This window comes from Bartonella sp. TT121SHDZB (genome assembly GCF_042193415.1).
Taxonomy (GTDB): Bacteria; Pseudomonadota; Alphaproteobacteria; order Rhizobiales; family Rhizobiaceae; genus Bartonella.
Genome location: NZ_JBHILR010000003.1, coordinates 154,744 through 175,131, shown reverse-complemented (window position 1 = coordinate 175,131; position 20,388 = coordinate 154,744). Strand labels below are relative to the sequence as shown.

General features: G+C 36.2%; 14 protein-coding genes and 2 tRNA genes. 8 read left to right on the top strand and 8 right to left on the bottom strand.

Annotated features, from left to right (window positions below; translation table 11 throughout):
- Positions 1 to 351: 351 nt before the first annotated feature.
- The 3 genes from ACFIKI_RS03215 to gltX (ACFIKI_RS03205) form a co-directional block, all read right to left on the bottom strand.
- Positions 352 to 1,104 (bottom strand): transporter substrate-binding domain-containing protein, encoded by a 753-nt coding sequence (locus ACFIKI_RS03215; protein WP_375623632.1) that lies wholly within the window; start codon positions 1,102 to 1,104, stop codon positions 352 to 354.
- 638 nt (positions 1,105 to 1,742) lie between these two features.
- A complete protein-coding gene (gltA, locus tag ACFIKI_RS03210; RefSeq protein WP_375665646.1) occupies positions 1,743 to 3,038 on the bottom strand; it encodes a citrate synthase in 1,296 nt (431 codons plus the stop codon).
- 264 nt (positions 3,039 to 3,302) lie between these two features.
- Complete coding sequence (gltX, locus tag ACFIKI_RS03205; RefSeq protein ID WP_375665645.1) at positions 3,303 to 4,733, bottom strand: glutamate--tRNA ligase; 1,431 nt, start codon at positions 4,731 to 4,733, stop codon at positions 3,303 to 3,305.
- A 111-nt stretch (positions 4,734 to 4,844) separates the two neighbouring features.
- Here gltX (ACFIKI_RS03205) and ACFIKI_RS03200 point away from each other — a divergent pair, with 111 nt between their 5' ends.
- The 7 genes from ACFIKI_RS03200 (at position 4,845) to gltX (ACFIKI_RS03170) (ending at position 15,043) form a co-directional block, all read left to right on the top strand.
- Positions 4,845 to 7,109, top strand: a complete 2,265-nt coding sequence (locus ACFIKI_RS03200) for a ComEC/Rec2 family competence protein (protein ID WP_375665643.1) — start codon at positions 4,845 to 4,847, stop codon at positions 7,107 to 7,109.
- 345 nt (positions 7,110 to 7,454) lie between these two features.
- A complete protein-coding gene (gene rpiA / locus ACFIKI_RS03195; protein WP_375665642.1) occupies positions 7,455 to 8,159 on the top strand; it encodes a ribose-5-phosphate isomerase RpiA in 705 nt (234 codons plus the stop codon).
- A gap of 105 nt (positions 8,160 to 8,264) precedes the next feature.
- Complete coding sequence (locus ACFIKI_RS03190; protein ID WP_375665641.1) at positions 8,265 to 8,834, top strand: DUF2059 domain-containing protein; 570 nt, start codon at positions 8,265 to 8,267, stop codon at positions 8,832 to 8,834.
- Positions 8,835 to 9,036: 202 nt separating this feature from the next.
- Entirely contained in the window at positions 9,037 to 10,428 is a 1,392-nt protein-coding gene (gene gor / locus ACFIKI_RS03185; protein WP_375665640.1) for a glutathione-disulfide reductase, read from the top strand.
- A 68-nt stretch (positions 10,429 to 10,496) separates the two neighbouring features.
- Positions 10,497 to 11,876 (top strand): class II 3-deoxy-7-phosphoheptulonate synthase, encoded by a 1,380-nt coding sequence (locus ACFIKI_RS03180; RefSeq protein ID WP_375665639.1) that lies wholly within the window; start codon positions 10,497 to 10,499, stop codon positions 11,874 to 11,876.
- A 121-nt stretch (positions 11,877 to 11,997) separates the two neighbouring features.
- On the top strand, positions 11,998 to 13,659 hold the full coding sequence (locus tag ACFIKI_RS03175; RefSeq protein WP_375665638.1) for an NAD+ synthase: 1,662 nt from the start codon (positions 11,998 to 12,000) through the stop codon (positions 13,657 to 13,659).
- Positions 13,660 to 13,669: 10 nt separating this feature from the next.
- Complete coding sequence (gltX, locus tag ACFIKI_RS03170) at positions 13,670 to 15,043, top strand: glutamate--tRNA ligase (protein ID WP_375665637.1); 1,374 nt, start codon at positions 13,670 to 13,672, stop codon at positions 15,041 to 15,043.
- Between the two features lie 59 nt (positions 15,044 to 15,102).
- Here gltX (ACFIKI_RS03170) and ACFIKI_RS03165 read toward each other — a convergent pair whose 3' ends face one another.
- Together ACFIKI_RS03165 and ACFIKI_RS03160 are read right to left on the bottom strand one after the other, a co-directional pair.
- Entirely contained in the window at positions 15,103 to 16,506 is a 1,404-nt protein-coding gene (locus tag ACFIKI_RS03165) for a DEAD/DEAH box helicase (RefSeq protein ID WP_375665635.1), read from the bottom strand.
- Positions 16,507 to 16,652: 146 nt separating this feature from the next.
- Positions 16,653 to 17,426, bottom strand: a complete 774-nt coding sequence (locus tag ACFIKI_RS03160; protein ID WP_375665634.1) for an NAD kinase — start codon at positions 17,424 to 17,426, stop codon at positions 16,653 to 16,655.
- Positions 17,427 to 17,688: 262 nt separating this feature from the next.
- On the opposite strand from ACFIKI_RS03160, the gene ACFIKI_RS03155 reads away from it, so the two are divergent.
- Positions 17,689 to 17,765 (top strand) — tRNA-Arg (locus ACFIKI_RS03155).
- Positions 17,766 to 17,929: 164 nt separating this feature from the next.
- Here ACFIKI_RS03155 and ACFIKI_RS03150 read toward each other — a convergent pair.
- The 3 genes from ACFIKI_RS03150 to ACFIKI_RS03140 all read right to left on the bottom strand — a co-directional run bounded on the left by ACFIKI_RS03150 (position 17,930) and on the right by ACFIKI_RS03140 (position 20,266).
- Positions 17,930 to 18,004: transfer RNA gene (locus ACFIKI_RS03150), tRNA-Val, on the bottom strand.
- 97 nt (positions 18,005 to 18,101) lie between these two features.
- Positions 18,102 to 18,464: a cell cycle two-component system response regulator CpdR gene (gene cpdR / locus ACFIKI_RS03145; RefSeq protein ID WP_375622424.1), complete on the bottom strand. Its 363-nt coding sequence runs from the start codon at positions 18,462 to 18,464 to the stop codon at positions 18,102 to 18,104.
- A gap of 899 nt (positions 18,465 to 19,363) precedes the next feature.
- Positions 19,364 to 20,266 (bottom strand): serine aminopeptidase domain-containing protein, encoded by a 903-nt coding sequence (locus tag ACFIKI_RS03140; RefSeq protein WP_375665633.1) that lies wholly within the window; start codon positions 20,264 to 20,266, stop codon positions 19,364 to 19,366.
- Positions 20,267 to 20,388: the final 122 nt, after the last annotated feature.

The window sequence follows — 20,388 nt, the reverse complement described above, 5'->3', positions numbered from 1 at the left end:
ACATTATTGATAAAAAAAATAAATATCTTATTGCTTGTATGATAGCTTAATTTTCACGAAATATTTGATTTGAATCATTTCATGAGTCAAAACTGCTGATTTTTCTTGAAAATAAGGCTATTAAATTTGGACATAAAGAAAAAATTAGATTTTGATACGATAAAAATACAACCTTATTGTTGTCATTAGATTCTACAAAATGTTTAGCTCTCAAGGAGCAATTAAAAGTTATTTTGATAAATGTAAATTTTCTTATAAAAAAGCCGAATTTCTAATTATATCTGCATGTCCAATAAAGATTTAAAAAATACTCCTTAAATATACAGATTGAGTTTTAATTCATAGTGCTATCTAATTGATATCAAAAGTAAAATATTTTCTCATAATTTTCTCATAGGTTCCATCGGCGCGGATTTCTTCTATTGCTTTATTAAAACTGTTTTTAAGATCATTATTATTTTGACGGAGTGCAATTGCAATAGGAAAATTTGTTTCTTCTAGAGTTCCCAAGAGGAGACAGCAGTCTTTTCCTTCATTTTCAAGCCAATTTAATGCTTTTAATTTATCAAAGATGATGATATCAAGCCGATGGCTTAAAAGATCACGATTAACTTCTGTTGCTGTAGGATAAAGTTTGATATTAACTCCTTCAGAGGCATAATGATCTTCTGCATATGCAGCTTGTGTTGTATTTGATTGTACACCAAGGTTTTTACCTCTAAATGCTTGTGTTGAGATTTCTTTAATTTCCGAATTTTTGGTAACGATAACAGCGAGTGCTGTGTTGTAGTAAGGATCTGTAAAATCAATTTTTTGTAAGCGCTCTTTTGTAGGAGAAAGGGAAGAAACAATAGCATCGTATTTTTTGGCAAGAAGACCGGGAATCATCCCCTCGAAGTCTTGTGTGACAATAGTACATTCAACATTCATTTTTTTACAAAGAGCATAAGATATATCAATATCAAACCCTTGAAGTTCATTATTTGAGTCAATATAACTAAATGGCGGATAAGAAGCATCGCTTGCAATTTTCAGCGTTTGAGAATTGGCCGATAGGGTAAATAGTGTCGCGCTTATTATAAGAGCTCCTGCTAATAATTTCATTATGTTCTCCTATTGGATAAGCTGGCAAATATGAAACCATCATGAATTTTTATAATCTGTAAGCTCTTTTGGAGCAATGTAAAAAATTTATCTGTGTTCATTTTGATATCATTATGCTGAATATCATTGTCAAAAAAATAATTTCTTTTTATTAAGTATGGGAATAAAAAATACAGGAAAGAAGGTCACCTCTTATTGATTGTATGATGATTTTTAATGATTTTACTTAAAAATCAATAATTTGTCTTTAAAAGAAAACCTATTAACTTAAATACAAAGAAAATTTTAGCTCTTAACATGACAAAATGTAAAGTATTTTTATTCGAATCTATTTGAAGAGGGATAAGAAGTTTTGGCATCTTAGAGAAGCACTTAATGTAAGCTTTTTGCAATTTTATCTGGAGAAGATAAAAAGAAAAATTCTGGCTTTGCTAGATTTTAATATGTAATAAGGCTTTTAAACATGAGGGAATGATAGGGAATACATTTCCATTAAAGATAATGAGAATTATAAGGTAAAATTCTCAATTTCTTTGTAGAAAGAGTTTTAGAATCACATTTTATAAAAATTCTTAAAGGATGTTTTTTGATTATTCTCAATAAAGCTTCAGTAAATGAAGCTTTATTGATTTCTTTTTTTAATTTGCACGTTCATCTATAGGAACATAGTTACGCATGGCATAGCCTGTGTAGAGTTGTCGAGGACGACCAATTTTTTGTGCAGGGTCTTCAATCATTTCTTTCCATTGCGCCACCCACCCGACACTGCGTGCCAATGCAAAAAGGACAGTAAACATTTCAGTTGGAAAACCTAGAGCTTTTAATGTAATGCCGGAATAGAAATCAACATTGGGATAAAGCTTTTTTTCGATAAAATATTCATCATTTAAAGCGATTTTTTCAAGTTCTATTGCAATATCAAGAAGCGGGTCATCTTGAATGTTGAGTTCTTTTAAAACTTCATGGCAAGTTTTTTGCATGATTTTTGCACGTGGATCATAATTTTTATAGACACGGTGCCCAAAGCCCATGAGGCGGAAAGGATCATTTTTATCTTTTGCACGTGCAATAAATTCAGGAATTCTTTTAATAGAACCTATTTCTTGGAGCATTTTTAGACATGCTTCATTGGCACCACCATGTGCTGGTCCCCAAAGGCATGCAACACCTGCTGCAATACAGGCAAACGGATTAGCACCCGAGGATCCAGCAAGACGCACTGTAGATGTAGAAGCATTTTGTTCATGATCTGCATGAAGGATAAAGATTTGATCCATCGCCCGGGCAAGCACTGGGTTTATTTTATATTCTTCACAAGGAATAGCAAAGCACATATGGAGGAAATTTGCAGCATAACTAAGATCATTGCGTGGATAAACAAAGGCTTGTCCGATACTGTATTTATAGGCCATAGCAGCAAGCGTTGGAACTTTTGAGATAAGACGTACAGAAGCAATCATTCTCTGGTGAGGATCCGTAATATCAATAGAGTCGTGATAGAACGCAGACATAGCGCCAAGGCAGGCAACCATAACAGCCATAGGATGAGAGTCACGACGGAAGCCGTGAAAAAAACGTGAAAACTGTTCGTGGACCATGGTATGCTGCATAATACATCGATCAAAGTCATTTTTTTCTTGCTGTGTTGGGAGTTCACCATAAAGGAGAAGATAACAACTTTCGAGAAAATCTCCTTTTTCAGCCAATTGGTCGATAGGATAACCACGATAAAGCAATATACCTTTATCACCATCAATATAAGTAATTTTTGATTCACAAGAAGCTGTTGAAGTAAACCCCGGATCATAAGTAAAAATACCAGTTTTTTTGTAGAGAGAAGCAATTTCGATGACTTCGGGTCCACTTGTGCCTTTACGCAGGGGAAGTTCTACTTTTTTATCATTCACAATAATATGTGCGCTATTCTCAGACATTCGGTATTCCTTTCAGATCCTTCGCTTCTAAAAATTAAGACTCTGCTTCATCAGAGTAGGAGATATACAATAACTGAAGCTTTTCTTACTTATATTAAGGGTAGATTGCCTCTAAAAGTGAGTGCATGCAATCTAAAATATTTCCTTATTGATCATTATTACTCAATAGGAAATGTATTTCAATGATGTAACATAAAAAACTCTTTTAGATCGTGTTGAGATATCTGTATAGAGGCTCATTTGAGGAGATATACTCAGTACCCATTATGAGCATATTGTTGTGATAAGTTGGTCCTTGATGCGATAAAGGGATTCATCGCGTCCTAATAAAACAAGAATATCCAAAACACCTGGCGATGTTGCACATCCTGTAAGAGCTGCGCGAAGTGGTTGGGCGATAGATCCAAATTTGAGATTCTGTGTTTGTACATAAGAGCGAAGAATTTCATCTAGAACGTTCGTATCCCAAGAAGAGCAATCTTTCAGGGCAAGATAAAGATCGTTTAAAATGGTTCGTCCATTTTTATCTAAGAGCATTTTTGCTTTTTCATCAAGCTGTAAGGGTCGTTGCGTAAAAATGAAGGCGGCATTGTCAATTAGTTCACACAGTGTTTTTGAACGTTCTTTTAAATGTGGAATTGCTTTTAAAAATTGAACACGGCGTTTTTCATCAAGTCTTTCAATGATTTGTGTCCCCCTATCGGTTTCTGGTAGGATATCGAGAGCGTTATCAAAAAGTTCTTGATCATTGCTCATGCGTATATAGTGTCCGTTGATGGAATCGAGCTTTTTGAGATCAAAACGAGCAGCACCTTTGTTAATATCCTCAATATCAAACCAAGAAATCATATCTTCGAGTGACATAAGTTCATCATCACCATGACTCCAACCTAAACGGACAAGGTAATTGCGCAGAGCACCAGGCAGATATCCCATAGTTCGGTAGGCATCCACACCCAGCGCACCATGCCGCTTTGATAATTTTGCGCCGTTTTCACCATGGATAAGAGGGATATGTGCCATAACAGGAATGTCCCATCCCATTGCTTTAAAGATAATCGTTTGTCGGGCTGCGTTGGTAAGATGATCGTCACCACGTATGATATGTGTGATCCCCATATCATGATCATCAACGACAACGGCATGCATATAAGTAGGTGAACCATCAGAACGCAAAATAATAAAGTCATCTAAATCTTTATTAGGAAAACGAACATCACCTTGAACACGGTCATGTATGATCGTTTCTCCATCTTGAGGGGCTTTGATGCGAATAACAGGCTTAACACCTTTAGGAGCTTCAGAACGATCACGGTCGCGCCAGCGTCCATCATAACGTGGTGGGCGCCTTTCTGCACGGGCTTTTTCACGCATTTCAGCTAACTCCTCAGGTGAAGCATAACAATAATATGCTTTGCCATTCTTGACCAACTGTTCAGCGATTTGGCGGTGACGTTCTGCACGTTCGAATTGCGAAATAGGGGGGCCATCATAACTAAGACCCATCCAGTGCAAGCCATCTATAATGGCTTTTACAGCTGCTTCTGTTGAGCGCTCTCGGTCTGTATCTTCAATTCGTAGAAGCATTTTCCCACCGGTATGTTTTGCATAAAGCCAATTAAAAAGAGCTGTACGAGCACCACCAATATGAAGGAAACCAGTGGGTGAGGGGGCAAAACGAGTAATAACAGACACGAATATTTTCCTTTAAATTGAGATATTCCTTATGGAACTTTATAGAAAAGTCATGTTAGCATAAGTGATGGGGCGTGCAATAGCCGTATTGCAAGTTAAAGTGGGGGACTGATGTTTTATAAAAGTAAAGTTAAAGCGAGTTTATCCGAAAAATCTGTTACAGAAGAAAAAAAGCCATGTCAGATAGGGCAGAGTGTTTTTTCTAGATATGATGATGCAAAGAATGGTGGCTATAACCAACAAAAACTTTTTTTATGGACACTCTTAAAAGAAGTAATCATTTTTTTTCGCAAATGGTTAGAAGATTGTATCAATAAAGAAGTTTCTTTTGGTATCCTTTTTTCGCTGATTTTAGTCTTTTTTGCCCTAGGAATCATTTTCTATTTTCATTTAGAGTGGGAACCAACTTGGGGACAATTGGGGGCGTTGGTCAGTATTTTTCTCGCAATATTCTATGGTGCACGTTTTTATCGAAAAATATGGATTCCCGTGGGGTTTCTGTTTTGTATTATATTGGGTGCTTTAGCGGCAAAAATAGAAACGTGGCGTATTGCAACACCCATGCTAAGCAGTGACATTGTCACTACATTGACGGGAAGAATTGTTTCTATTGAGTCAGGTGCCAAAGGAGGATTTCGTTTAGTTTTGGATATTTTGAGTACAGAAAAGCCCGTATTACGCCATAGTCTTCTTCGTGTTCGTTTATCGGCAAGATATTTGCCATCTGGCTTAGCGATTGGTGATGGACTGCATGGAAAAGTGAGGATGCGTGCATTCTCTGGGCCGGTGCGTCCAGGAGGCTACGATTTTAGTTTTCATAATTATTTTAAAAGAATTGGAGCACAAGGCGTTTATTTAGGAAAACCAAGAAAAATATCCGTTTCGCAGCCTGATGGAATATTCGCTATCATTCTACAGAAAATTGAAAATTTACGCACGAAGATGACACAAAGAATCCGTATAGCCCTTGAAGGAGAAAAGGGGAGCGTTGCAGCTGCTCTCATAACAGGGCAGCGTGCTGGTATTTCAAATGAGACAAATGAAGCATTACGTACAGCTGGATTAGCCCATATTTTATCAATATCAGGTTTACATATGGCGTTGTTAAGCGGTATAGTTCTTTTGAGTATCCGTAGTTTTTTAGCATTTTTTCCAGTTTTTTCTTCCTATTATTCCAGTAAAAAATTTGCTGCTATCGTTGCGTTTATGATAACAGCTTTTTATTTATTATTGTCAGGCTTAGCAATATCAGCGCAAAGAAGTTTTGTGATGATTGCTGTTATGTTGGTTGCTATATTGTGTAATCGCTCTGCTATAACAATGCGTAATTTTTCCATTGCAGGGTTGATAACTCTGGCGATGACACCCCATGAAATATTAGGTCCTAGCTTTCAAATGTCCTTTTCTGCGACTGCTGCTTTGATTGCTTTTTTTGATTGGTGGAGTGGAAGATCATTTTTTCGTAAAAGAAAAACAACTCCCTCTTATGTTGGAGGGGGAGTGATAAATTTTATTTTCTTATCGATACTTTCAACGTGTGCTTCTTCCTTTGTTGCAGGGAGTGCAAGTGGAATTTATGCTGCTTATCATTTTTCTAATATGGCATCTTTGAGCATTATCAGTAATGCTTTCGCTTTACCTGTCATCTCAATTTTTGTCATTCCCTTTGGATTAATCGCAGTTCTTGCAATGTTAGGAGGATTCGAATGGCTTCCCCTTCAAATTATGGGGTTTGGAGTTGATCTTGTAATAAAGATTGCACATGCTATCAAGGCTATTTCTCCTGATTTAAATCCTGGTTTTATGCCGTTATCAGCGTTAGTTTTATTGAGTATAGGCTTGGTTGGACTGACTTTTTGCAAAACACCCATCCGGCTCTTTTTTAGTTTGTTTATTTTGGCAGGTATTTCTATTTGTATAATGCATTCTCCTGTACAACTGATTATAGCAGATAATATGCGTCTCGTGGGCGTTATCCATGATAAAAAATTATATATTGATCGTTACCATATTTCTAAGTTCACGACATCCATATGGGAAAAGTCATTTCGTGTGAATGAAACGATTAAACCAACAAAATATGGTCCTTCGTTGCACGGACAATTTATTTGTGATTATCATGTATGTACATCTTTATTGGATAATGGATTAAAAGTGATCGTTTTACAGAGAGAAACAGATCAATGTGTAGAGGCAGATATTCTCATTCAGACATTTGTAATGCATAATCCAACTTGTTACAAGAAGGCAAAAATAATATTTATGCCTCAGAAATTGTTATCACGAGGGAGCGTTATGATGACTAAAAGTGGGGATATTATTTGGTCTTCACTAGGGTTTCATAGACCATGGAATATACACAGACAGTATTCATAAAAAAACATATAATTTATCACATTTTTCTTCATATCTGGATAATGACAAAACAAAAAATAATAGAAGATTTTTCTGGTCATATTTTGCGTTTTTTCAATTGGTAAGTTTATCAACGTCATCTTGAATGAGAAAAATGCTAACAAATTTTCTTAAAGAAATAAAAAAGATAATTGTTGATTATTCTATTTTATTCTTATCATATATTTCTATAACGAGTAACATCTCTTCAAGCAAAAGATGACGGTAAATTTAAATAGATTGCGTCAAGAGGTTATCTTTTATTATCATTATTATCGGTGGTAATAGGGGGATAAATGTTGCTTACGGAAAAAGGCAAAATCATTCATGAATGTTCAGCAGTTAAAAAAAATGGCAGCTATTAAAGCGCTTGAGTTTGTTGAAGATGGTATGCGGCTTGGTATCGGATCTGGTTCGACAGTCAATGAATTTATTCGTCTTCTAGGTGAGCGTGTTGCGGATGGTTTGCGGGTGACTGGTGTTGCTACTTCAAAATATTCTGAACAACTCTGTCGTAAGTTTGGAGTGCCTGTTAGCACTTTAGAACAAATACCTGAGCTTGATCTTGATATTGACGGAGCAGATGAAATTGGTCCTCAGATGATGCTCATTAAAGGGGGTGGGGGAGCATTGTTGTATGAAAAAATTGTGGCATCGGCATCTCGTGCAATGCTTGTCATTGCTGATGAAACAAAGGTGGTAAAAAGACTTGGTGCTTTTGCACTACCAATTGAAGTTAATCCATTTGGTATCCACACAACATGCAAGGCCATCGAAAAAGTCGCTAATGATTTAGGACTTTCTGGAGAAATTACATTGCGAATGAATGGAAAAAGTCCTTTTGAAACGGATGGTGGACATTTTATTCTTGATGCATTTTGGGGCTGCATTTTGCAACCAAAACCATTATCGGATGCACTTCTTGCTATTCCTGGTGTTGTTGAGCATGGCCTTTTTTTGGGGGTGGCTTCACGTGCAATTGTCGCTATGGCTGATGGTCAAATAAAAGTTTTAGAACCATTGGATTTTTAGAAAAGACATTTACATGATGATATGTTAGCACAATAAAAATGGTATTAAAGATTTTGGGTAGAATAACGAATTTAAATTATAATTAGCTATCGGGGTAATCATTAAATGAGAATAATACTTTCTTTTCAACGTTTTGTTGCATATTTGGGTGTAATTACCATTTTTTTTGTGAATATTGGAATGGTTTATGCACAAGGTGTGAGTGACCAGCATTTAGATTCAGCGCGAAAGGCAATCAGAGCCATTCATGCAACGGATCAATTTGATAGTTTTTTACCAAATGCGGTTCATGATTTCAAAAATGAATTGATCAGCGATGATCCGAATTTGGCAACAGCTATTTCTGATATTGTTGATAAGCAGGCGCTTGCTTTAATTAAAAGGCGCTCTGATCTAGAAAAAGAGATTGCTCATGTGTACGCAAAATATTTTACTCAAAAAGAGCTTGATGCGATAACAACATTTTATAATTCTGATACCGGTAAAAAGTTTTTGACAGAAGTCCCCAATATTGCACGTGATTCCTTTTCTGCATTTGATGTATGGCGTTCTGCTCTTATGCGGGATCTTGTAGAAAATGTGAAAAAAGAGATGTCAGAAACACTTAATTTGAATAATTCTATTATGCCTACAAATATGCCAATAAAATCAGAATCTTCAGAAAATAAAAAATAGCTTGATCGATATCATGACAACAATGGGCAATTTCTGATTTTTTTAATAGCGGCGGTTTTCCCGCCGTTTTTAATATTTTAATGAGAGTAGGTCTTTTTAGAATACTGCTTTATAAAAAATGCTTCTTCAAAAGAAAAAAGACTTTCATTTGATAATAAAAGACCTTAGCCTACTCTTGCAGCTATATAAGAAGGAATAATTCGTGGGCTCTTTTGATTTTGATTTATTTGTTATTGGAAGTGGTTCTGGTGGAGTGCGTGCAGCACGGCTTGCTGGAGGTCTTGGCAAGCGGGTCGCTATAGCAGAGGAATATCGTATAGGGGGCACTTGTGTTATTCGTGGTTGCGTTCCTAAAAAACTTTATGTTTATGCATCACAATATGTAAAAGAATTTAAGAAAAGTGTTGGTTTTGGGTGGGAATATGCGGATCCAATTTTTAGCTGGGAAAAGTTGGTTGCAGCTAAAAATAAAGAAATATCAAGGTTAGAAGGGCTGTATCGTAAGGGATTAGAAAATAACAATGTGCATATTTATGAAAGTCGTGCTACTTTTATAGATGATCACACATTAGAGCTTTCTGCTACGGGTGAGCGGGTAAGTGCAGAAAAAATTTTGATTGCAACGGGAGCAAAATTTGCACAAAATACTCCCATAGAAGGTGGTGAATTTTGCCTTACTTCTAATGAGATTTTTGACCTTGATCAACTCCCAAAATCAATAGTCATTGTTGGTGGAGGGTATATTGGTGTTGAATTTGCTAATATTTTTCATGAATTAGGTGTAAAAACAACACTCCTCCATCGGAGTGATTTAATCCTTCGTAATTTTGATCATGATTTGCGGCAATTGCTCAGCGATGCAATGATTGAAAAAGGGATTTCTATTCTCTACGGAATAACAATTTCTAAAGTGCAGGCTGCAGAAAATTGTTATGAAGTTGTTTTATCCAATGGGAAAATAATCAGTGCCGATCAGATTATGTTGGCTACGGGGCGTGTACCAAATACAACGGGTTTAAGACTTGATAGGGCAGGTGTTCAAGTGGATGAATTTGGTGCAGTTGTTGTTGATGAGAAAATGACAACAAATATCCCCCATATTTGGGCTGTTGGTGATGTAACAGGTCATATTCAATTAACACCTGTTGCGATTCATGATGCAATGTGTTTTGTTAAGACAGCATTTGAGAATATTCCCACAAGACCTGATTATGATTTAATTACAACAGCAGTTTTTTCACAGCCAGAGATTGGAACGGTTGGTCTTTCAGAAGAAGAGGCGGTAAAGCGTTATAAGCGTCTTGAAATTTATCGTACAGTTTTTCGTCCTATGCGTAATGTTCTTTCTGGTAGTTCAGAGAAAATGCTTATGAAACTCATTGTTGATGGTGAAAGCCGTATTGTTGTGGGCGCTCATATTTTAGGGGAAAATGCTGGTGAGATGGCACAGCTTATAGGGATATCTCTCAAGGGTAAGCTGACGAAGGATATCTTTGACGAGACGATGGCAGTGCATCCAACAATGGCAGAAGAATTGGTAACAATGTATAAACCAAGTTATATATATGAAAATGGGAAGAAAATAGAAAGTTAAACAGCATATATTATGGTAAAAAGTTTTTGATATGCTAATCTTTAAGCTTAATCTTTAGAGAGAGTGTAATGATAAAAGAATGGGCGCCTGACTCTTGGAGAAAAAGGCCAATTAAACAAGTTCCGACTTATCCGGATAAGTCTATGTTAGAAAATGTTGAACGAAAACTGAGAAGCTATCCTCCTTTAGTTTTTGCCGGTGAAGCTCGTGATTTAAAAAATGAATTAGCAGCTGTTGCTAAAGGACAAGCTTTTTTATTGCAAGGTGGTGATTGTGCCGAAAGCTTTGCAGAACATGAAGCTGATAATATCCGAGATTTTTTTCGTGTGTTTTTGCAAATGGCGATTGTTTTAACCTTTGGTAGTTCTAAACCCGTTGTTAAAATTGGTCGTATTGCTGGTCAATTTGCAAAGCCACGCTCTTCTGATATTGAAAGCAAAGAAGGGATTGAGCTTCCTGTTTATCGGGGGGATATTATTAATGGCATTGAATTTGGCGCCGATTCTCGTATTCCGGATCCACAACGGATGTCCATGGCTTATCGCCAATCTGCGGCAACGCTTAATCTATTGCGTGCTTTTTCACAAGGTGGCTATGCTAATTTAGAAAATGTTCACACATGGATGTTGAGTTTTGTTTCTAACAGTCCGCAGGGGGAACGTTATGAATTATTGGCAGAGCGTATTTCTGAAGCAATTGATTTTATGCGTTCTATAGGGATTACATCCAAAACGCATTCTTCATTACGTGAAACATCTTTTTATACTAGTCATGAAGCGCTTTTACTTGGTTATGAAGAGGCTTTGACGCGGATTGATTCAACTTCAGGAAATTGGTATGCAACATCTGGCCATATGTTATGGATTGGTGACCGTACACGACAGATTGATCATGCTCACGTTGAGTATTGCCGTGGCATTGAAAACCCTATAGGATTAAAGTGTGGTCCTTCTATTGAACCTGATGAGCTTTTAAGATTAATTGATATTCTAAATCCTAAAAATGAGCCGGGGCGGCTTACACTTATTACGCGCTTTGGTTATGATAAGGTTGAAAGTTATTTGCCTAAACTCATCCGTGCCGTTGAACGCGAGAAGCGTGCGGTTATATGGTCATGTGATCCAATGCATGGCAATACAATTACTGCCAATGGTTATAAGACGCGTCCCTTTGATTATGTTTTAAAAGAAGTCGAGAATTTTTTTGCCGTGCATCATGGAGAGGGAACTTATCCAGGAGGCATACATATTGAGATGACAGGTCGTGATGTTACTGAATGTACAGGAGGGGCGCATGCCATTTCTGTGGACGATTTGTCTGATCGTTATCATACGCAATGTGATCCACGGTTAAATGCAGATCAAGCGTTAGAATTGGCTTTTCTTGTTGCTGAACTCCTTAAAAAAAATCGCGTGACTGACTCGTTAGCAATTGCTGCTGGGGGATAGGCAAAAATTTGCCTAATATTTTTTAGGTCATTATGGCAGAAAAGAATTTTAAAAAATGATATTTCCGATGATGAAAAATAAAGTTGTGGTTGCCAAACTGATGAAGTGATAAAAAGCGCTTATGAAAAATGATTTTCGGGTAGCAATTGCCCAATTAAATCCTATTGTTGGTGATATTGAGGGGAATTTTTCTTTAGCTGTTATGGCACATCAAAAGGCTAAAGAAGAGGGGGCTGATCTTGTTTTATTCTCGGAGCTTTTTATAAGCGCTTATCCGCCGGAAGATCTTGTTCTAAAACCTGCTTTTACAAAAACATGTGAAGAGGCCATTGAAAAATTAGCAAAAGTAACCGTAGGCGGACCAGGAATTGTCATCGGTCTTCCATTAAGACGCAATGGCAAAATTTATAATGGTGTCATGCTTCTTGATGAAGGGAGAGTCATTGCCGAAAGCTTAAAGTTTGATTTACCTAATTATGCCGAATTTGATGAAAAGCGTCTATTTTCTTCCGGTCCACGTCCTGAGCCTATTATTTATCATGGAATCAAATTGGGAATAGTCATTTGTGAGGATCTTTGGAATGATTTCTCTCTTAGTACAGAGCTTAAAGATAAAGGGGCTGAGATTATTCTCGTCCTTAACGGATCTCCTTATTATCGTAATAAAACATTAAAACGTATAGACGTTGTTCATACGCAGGCTCTACAATCTGGAGTGCCAATTATCTACGCTAATCAAGTAGGTGGTCAAGATGAGCTCGTTTTTGATGGTGGGTCTTTTGCCTTGAATGGACAAGGCAAAAAGATATTTCAAATGAAACACTTTGATAGCCATATTGCTTTAAGCCATTGGCAAAAAACAACGACGGGATGGCACTGTATTTCAGGTCCTAATGAAAGTTTTCTCAATGGATTAGCAGCTGATTATCAAGCTTGTGTTTTGGGGTTGAAAGATTACGTTAATAAAAATGGCTTTAAGGATGTTATTCTTGGTCTTTCAGGAGGAATTGATTCAGCCCTGTGTACGGCAATGGCGGTGGATGCTCTTGGTGCTGAGAGGGTTCGCACCATTATGATGCCCTATCATTATACTTCGCAAGAATCATTAAAAGATGCCAAAGAATGTGCTGATCTTTTGGGATGTCGTTATGAAATCATACCGATTGCACAACCTGTTGAGGCTTTTTTAAAGACAATGGCCCCTGTTTTTTCAGGGTTACCCTCTGACGTCACAGAAGAAAATCTTCAAAGTCGTATACGCGGTACACTTTTAATGGCGCTTTCAAATAAATTCGGCTCAATGGTGGTAACGACAGGCAATAAGTCAGAAATGGCTGTGGGATATGCAACACTGTATGGGGATATGAATGGCGGGTTTAATCCTCTTAAAGATATTTATAAAATGCAGGTTTATGCATTAGCGGAGTGGCGCAATAAAAATCACTTGCACAATTTGAGAGGACCAGAAGGAATGATCATTCCATCCAATATTATAGAAAAAGCACCCTCTGCAGAGCTGCGGGAAAATCAAAAAGATGAAGATTCTCTTCCGCCTTATCCTATTTTAGATGATATATTACAATCTCTTGTAGAAAATGACATGAGTATTTGTGATATTGTTAAACGTGGACATTCACGAGAAACTGTTGCGAAAGTTGAACAGCTTCTTTATGGTGCCGAATATAAAAGGCGTCAATCTGCGCCTGGTGTAAAAATCAGTTACAAGAATTTCGGACGCGATCGTCGCTATCCCATAGTCAATCATTTTCGCGATAAAAATTGAGTATTATTTTATGGTTAAAGTTCGTTTTGCTCCCTCTCCAACAGGTTATATTCATATTGGCAATATCCGTATTGCGCTTTTCAATTGGCTTTATGCGCAAGCGTATAAGGGAGAATTTGTTTTGCGCTATGATGATACAGATGTTGAACGTTCTAAACAAGAATATATCGATGCTATTGCTGTTGACCTTGAATGGCTCGGTATTCAACCAGATGCAATTTATTACCAATCCAAGCGATTTAATCGATATGATGAAGTGGCAGAAATTCTCAAACAACGTGGTCTTCTTTATCCTTGTTATGAGACAACAGAGGAATTAGAGCGGCGTCGTAAAATCCAGCTTTCACGCAAATTGCCTCCTATTTATGACCGTGCAGCATTGAAGTTGACAGAAGAAGACAAAAAAAACTTTGAATTACAAGGTCGTAAACCGCATTGGCGTTTTCTTCTTCCTAATTTTGAAAGTGATCCTTTGCAAACAAAGAGAACAGAAGTTTGCTGGAATGATGCCGTAAAGGGAAAGCAGACGATTGATTTGGCTTCTCTTTCAGATCCTGTCCTTATTCGTAAAGATGGAACCTATCTTTATACATTGCCGTCTGTTGTGGATGACGCAGATATGGCCATTACACATATTATTCGTGGGGATGATCATATTACAAATACAGGGGTTCAGATTGCTCTTTTTAAAGCTCTCAATGCAGAATTACCTGTTTTTGGTCATACCAATTTATTGGCAACAGTTTTAGGAAAAGGATTTTCAAAACGCAATAATGATCTTTCTATTCGTTCTCTACGAGAAGAAGGATTTGAATCTATAGCTGTTCAGTGTCTTGCTGTTTTGATTGGGACATCACAAAATGTACATCCCTATCCCCATCAAGCAGCACTTTTAGAGCATTTTAATTTACAAGATACATCAAAATCGGTTGCAAAATTTGATCTTGCTGATCTTTGTACTTTGAATAGTCATCTTGTTCATGAACTAAGTTATGAAAACGTTAACATGCGCCTTAAAAAACTTTCTATTGAAGGAGATAAGGCGGAATATTTCTGGAACGCGATAAGAAGCAATATTGATAAAGTCAATGATGCTGTCTTATGGTGGAAAATCATTCATGATGAACAGAATTTTGACACAGTAGCATTAGAGGATCATAAATTTGTGCGTCAATCACTCGATTTCTTACCTGAAGGTGCTTTGAATGAGGAAAGTTGGAAAATTTGGACAACCGCATTAAAAGGAAAAACAGGTCGGAAAGGAAAGTCTTTATTTATGCCATTACGTCAGGCACTGACAGGCATGAATCATGGACCTGAAATGGGAAAACTTTTACAGCTCTTAGGACGAGAAAAGGTAATAGAAAGATTATCTGGGAAATAAGAGCAGCTTTTTTAAGCATTATTTGTTTATTTTACTCTTAAGGAGAGTAACTTACGGGTTTATTTACGCGTTTTTATAAGCATGAATGCAGGAATATCATCACCAAATCCAAGGGGCGTGTAATTTTTATTTTTTCGTGGGCGCTGTTGTTCAGGTGGTTTTTCTTTATTATTCACGCTTTTGATATAATCTATTTTATTCTCTTTTGCAGATTTTTTAATGTGAGCAACAGGCTCTTTGGGAGCAGTTCTCTTTGAAGATTTTGAAGACCTTTTCTTTACAACAATATCTTCTGTTTGATCATCAGTTATTAAAGTCGAGAGATCTCCATTGAGCCATTCAATTTTTTCATTACTCATTTCCTCAATGGCATTGATATATTTTTGATCAGCTTTTGTGACAATTGTAAAAGCTTTTCCGCTGCGATTTGCACGCCCTGTACGACCAATTCGATGGATATAGTCTTCAGCATGTGTAGGAACATCATAGTTAAATACATGACTTACAGCTGGAATATCGAGTCCACGGGCAGCGACATCAGAAGCAACAAGAAGTGTAAGTTTATTATTTTTAAAATCGGCTAGGGTGCTCATGCGTGAATATTGGTCCATATCTCCATGCAATGCACCTACATTAAAGTTATGTTTAATGAGTGATCTAAAAAGTTCAGAGATATCTCTCTTGCGATTACAGAAAATAATAGCGTTTTGAAGATCAGCACCTTCATTTTGGATAAGTTCTCGTAGAACTGCTCTTTTATCCCATGATTTATTTCCAGATTTGACAAGCCGTTGTGTAATTGTGGTCGCTGTTGAGGAAGCTTTTGTAACTTCAACAGATACCGGGGAATGTAAAAACTGTTTCGTTAGTTTTGTAATTTCTGGTGCCATTGTTGCAGAAAAGAACAAAGTTTGACGCGTAAAAGGTGTTAGCTTACAGATGCGTTCAATATCAGGAATAAAGCCCATGTCCAACATGCGATCAGCTTCATCAATAACAAGGATCTCAACGCCCATCAGGAGCAATTTACCACGCTCGAAATGATCAAGAAGGCGCCCTGGTGTTGCTATAAGAACATCAGCTCCCCGTTCAAGTTTGCGATCTTGGAGTTCAAAAGAAACACCACCAATCAAAAGAGCAACATTTAAACGATGATTTATTCCGTATTTATCGAAATTTTCTTCAACTTGAGCTGCAATTTCCCGTGTTGGTTCTAAGATGAGCGTACGGGGCATTCGTGCTCTTGCACGACCTTTCTCAAGAAGAGTGAGCATAGGCAATACGAAAGAAGCAGTTTTACCTGTTCCCGTTTGAGCGATTCCTAGAACATCTTTTCTTTGAAGGACATGCGGAATTGTTTCACTTTGAATAGGTGTTGGAACGGTATATCCCGCTGATTTTACGGCATTAATAACCTTTGCGGAAAGACCTAAATCATCAAAACTGTTTAAAGATGGTATCATTTTTTTATCAATTGCTCTGTGATTTTAATTTCGCTATCTAAATGATGAGTATAACTAATATTCTCCATTCTTAAAGAGTGTTAAGATGCTTTCATAAAAAATCCAACTATAACAATCATATACACATAAAACGCATAATACAATCATTAATAGCGAAATTGTTCTGATAAAATGCGCTCATCCCATGAATGATTTGAGTCAAAAAGGATTGAAGCTGTTACTTCTGTTGCCATTGAAATAGTAACTGAATGGACAGATTTAACTTCAACATTATCAGCAGCAGCGTTGACAGGGCGTTTGTCAGGTTCAAGCATATCAAAGCGCACTGTCACTGTATTGGGAAGCAATGCTCCATGCCAACGCCGAGGGCGAAAGGGGCTCACGGGAGTGAGGGCCATAAGGGGGGCCATAAGGGGCAAAATAGGTCCTTGTGCTGATAAATTATAAGCGGTTGATCCTGCTGGTGTGGCAACAAGAACACCATCACAATTTAATTGCTCCATGCGTACGTTGTTATCAATGGTGATACGAATTTTTGCTGCTTGGTAAGATTGCCGAAAGAGGGATACTTCATTGATTGCAAGCGCCTCGATAGATCCTTGACATTTAGCTTTTGCAATCATGCGCAGGGGATGGATTTCTTTTCTATGAGCGACAGCAATACGATTAGGCAATTTTTTTTCATGAAATTCGTTCATAAGAAATCCTATAGAACCTTGATTCATGCCATAAATAGGTTTGCCTGTGTTCATGACTTCTCGTACGGTTTGTAACATTGTCCCATCACCACCGATTGCAACAACAATATCAGTTTCTTCCAGAGAAGAATGACCATAAACGGAAATTAATTTATGGGTAGCTTTGAGAGCTTCCTCAGTTTCTGCGGAAATAAAATGAAAGCGACTTGGTAATGTAGTCATTTAAAAATTATCCTGATACTTATAATTTATGTTATAACTTATTTTTGAGAGTTTTGAAGTTGTAATAAAAGCTCTTTTTATAATAAAAAGAGCATTGAATAAAGAGAAGTTATTTCAAGGTAAAGTATCATTAAAAAGTAAAAGGAGTGCGTCGTTAAATAAATTACAAACAAGTAATTTTTTATTGGAATGATAATTTAGCATTGAAGCTAAGAGTATGATTAGTTAAAAGACCATAACTGATTTTAATAATCAGTGTGAAGCACCCGTAGCTCAGCTGGATAGAGCGCTGCCCTCCGAAGGCAGAGGTCACAGATTCGAATTCTGTCGGGTGCACCAAATTCTTTAATTTCATATCATCCTAAATAACAATATTACCTAAAAAGAAGCCAATTTCCTCTTTTAGAGACGTGTTGAAAAATCCTATTCCCTTAACTTATTAAGGCATCCCCACTGTAAAAAACACTTGGGGAAACAATAAGTTATGTTGATATAAAATGCAATGGTGGGCGTGACAGGGATTGAACCTGTGACCCCTACGATGTCAACGTAGTGCTCTCCCGCTGAGCTACACGCCCATTCATTGATGTTGCATACATCATATAGAATGACAAACGTCAATGCCTAATTTCATTTTTTCTTTTATCAGACATGAATAATTTAAAAAATATCCTTTTAAGCAGCTATAAGAATCTTTTCAACCTCATTTACCAGATCACGTAAGTGAAATGGTTTAGAGAGTACTTTTGCATCAGGAGGGGCATCACTATTTGAATTGAGTGCAACCGCTGCAAAACCTGTAATAAACATTACGCGTAAATCAGGGTCAATTTCAGTAGCGCGTCGTGCGAGTTCGATGCCGTCCATCTCTGGCATCACAATGTCAGTAAGGAGAAGAGAAAAAGGCTCTTCTTGTAAACGTTCATATGCGCTAATGCCATTATCGAAGTCGGCGACTTCGTAGCCTGCACGTTCTAAGGCTTTGACTAGGAAGCGACGCATATCGTTATCATCTTCTGCGAGCAGGATTCGTTTCATGATTATGTTCCAATAGCTCCATTTGTCAGAGTTTTTGCCGCATCAATTATACAATATAGAGTATTTATAAAAAAGATGGTAAAATGCTCATAATTGAAATGAATGGCAAAATGGTTAATTTTTACATTCTTATTCAGAATACAGCATATTCGTTGTGAGTTGGTTAAATTCGAAATGTATGTACTTTAAAAAAGGAGGGACTTGCAAAATATTTTAAGATAATTCATTGTTATTTTTTCTTTTAATTTTTTTCATTCTTAACAGAACTCCATTAAAAAACTTATGAAAATCATTACTGTAGAGACTACCTATATTAGAAAATTAGAAGAATATTATGTTAATTTGTTGTTTTAAAAAATTTCTATTACAAAATATATTTTTTATAGTTATTTGTATTTTATAGATATTTTAAAATAAATATTATAAACAGCGTTTTTTTAGAGTATTTTATTTAAATGGATAAAAACTGTTGTTTTTATAGATATAATATAAAATAACAACTTAATAATAAATTAAAAACAGTATTTTGATGTTTTATTTATAAAGATGTATAATTTTTATTAAATACGTTTATTTTATTTATTTTTTATGTAAAATTATATTAATAATACAAAATATTTTTATTTATATAAGTAGATTTTTATATTAATTATTTTTTTATTTTAAAAATTATATTATTATTTAAATAATATCGTTTAATATAATGATATACTTTGTATATTAGGTATTTTTTATAGGATGTAATGAATATTTAGCTCATGGCTTGTATGTAGAGTCTATAAAACGAATCATGTGAGTTGTTAAAAGAGGCTATCTACTGTATCAAAGAAGTCTTTATAGATTGACGTTGCTCGTAGAAATTTTTGTTTTGATGGAGCAAGCGGAATTAAGGTTTAGTGTTATTTTACAGATACATTATCGGGAATAAATGCATCAAATGCAGCCCAAAATTGTTTTTTGTAATCTTCGTTAACCATAATTGTATCAAGTTCAGCGCCTGTAATAGTAATATTTTCTGTCAGACGTGTATATTGGCATAATTGCCGCACTTCAATATTGTTTGCAATATTTTTTTGATTGGCGAGAATAAAGAGTGTTGGGATTTGTAAATGCCCGTGAAGTAGATTTTTTTTCACAGAATCAATCGCATTAAATACCGATGCCATCCATAGGGATGTTGGGGGATTAATGGAAGGGAAGGGCACTTTTTGAGCGTGTTTTAATTGCATATTTTTTAGTTTTTTTTTATTTTTCGCTGGTATGAAGCCAAGACCTATATCAGAAAGAAATTGTGTTAATTTATGTTGAAAACCATTCGTTTTATTGCCGAATGGAGTAAAAAGGGGAGAAACACAGAGCAATTTATTAAACTGATGATTAATAAGATCTAATCCGCTCAGTGCTATCAATCCACCTATGCCATAGGCTAGCATAGAGTAAGGTGGCGGACAATTAGGATAAACAATATTTTTAAGAAATTCATATAAATCATTAATATCATTATTTATATCAAAATAATAATGTCGGCTTTGTTTTCTTGTTTTAAAGGATGTCTTTTCTTGATCAAACCAGTCAAATATTGCCGTATGAAAACCACGTTTAGAAATTTCATTTATTGGTAAAAAGTATTTTTCTAAAATATTTGCGTAGCTTTCGAGAATAACAATTGTTCCCTTAGATTTTTCTAATTCAGGATATGTTATCGCAAAACGAATTTCGCGATCTATTGCTATTTTAAAGGTGCTATGATGAATATTAGGAGGAGTAGATTCCCAGTCTATGCGATAAAGAGGTGTTTCCAATTGACATCCTTTACAGTAGTATTTCTGCAACTTAGTGCAACGTGAGATAATGAGATGACTTTGACTATTTATGTAATGAGGAAGAAGGATTAAGAAAGGGGTATGGTACTTTTTAGATAGTT

Excerpts from the sequence above, each read along its gene's own strand:
- ACFIKI_RS03160 (WP_375665634.1), bottom strand. The coding sequence starts at position 17,426 with ATGACTACATTACCAAGTCGCTTTCATTTTATTTCCGCAGAAACTGAG.
- ACFIKI_RS03165 (WP_375665635.1), bottom strand. The coding sequence starts at position 16,506 with ATGATACCATCTTTAAACAGTTTTGATGATTTAGGTCTTTCCGCAAAG.
- cpdR (WP_375622424.1), bottom strand. The coding sequence starts at position 18,464 with ATGAAACGAATCCTGCTCGCAGAAGATGATAACGATATGCGTCGCTTC.
- gltX (WP_375665637.1), top strand. The coding sequence starts at position 13,670 with ATGGTTAAAGTTCGTTTTGCTCCCTCTCCAACAGGTTATATTCATATT.
- ACFIKI_RS03190 (WP_375665641.1), top strand. The coding sequence starts at position 8,265 with ATGAGAATAATACTTTCTTTTCAACGTTTTGTTGCATATTTGGGTGTA.
- ACFIKI_RS03215 (WP_375623632.1), bottom strand. The coding sequence starts at position 1,104 with ATGAAATTATTAGCAGGAGCTCTTATAATAAGCGCGACACTATTTACC.
- ACFIKI_RS03175 (WP_375665638.1), top strand. The coding sequence starts at position 11,998 with ATGAAAAATGATTTTCGGGTAGCAATTGCCCAATTAAATCCTATTGTT.
- ACFIKI_RS03180 (WP_375665639.1), top strand. The coding sequence starts at position 10,497 with ATGATAAAAGAATGGGCGCCTGACTCTTGGAGAAAAAGGCCAATTAAA.
- ACFIKI_RS03200 (WP_375665643.1), top strand. The coding sequence starts at position 4,845 with ATGTTTTATAAAAGTAAAGTTAAAGCGAGTTTATCCGAAAAATCTGTT.
- gltA (WP_375665646.1), bottom strand. The coding sequence starts at position 3,038 with ATGTCTGAGAATAGCGCACATATTATTGTGAATGATAAAAAAGTAGAA.
- rpiA (WP_375665642.1), top strand. The coding sequence starts at position 7,455 with ATGAATGTTCAGCAGTTAAAAAAAATGGCAGCTATTAAAGCGCTTGAG.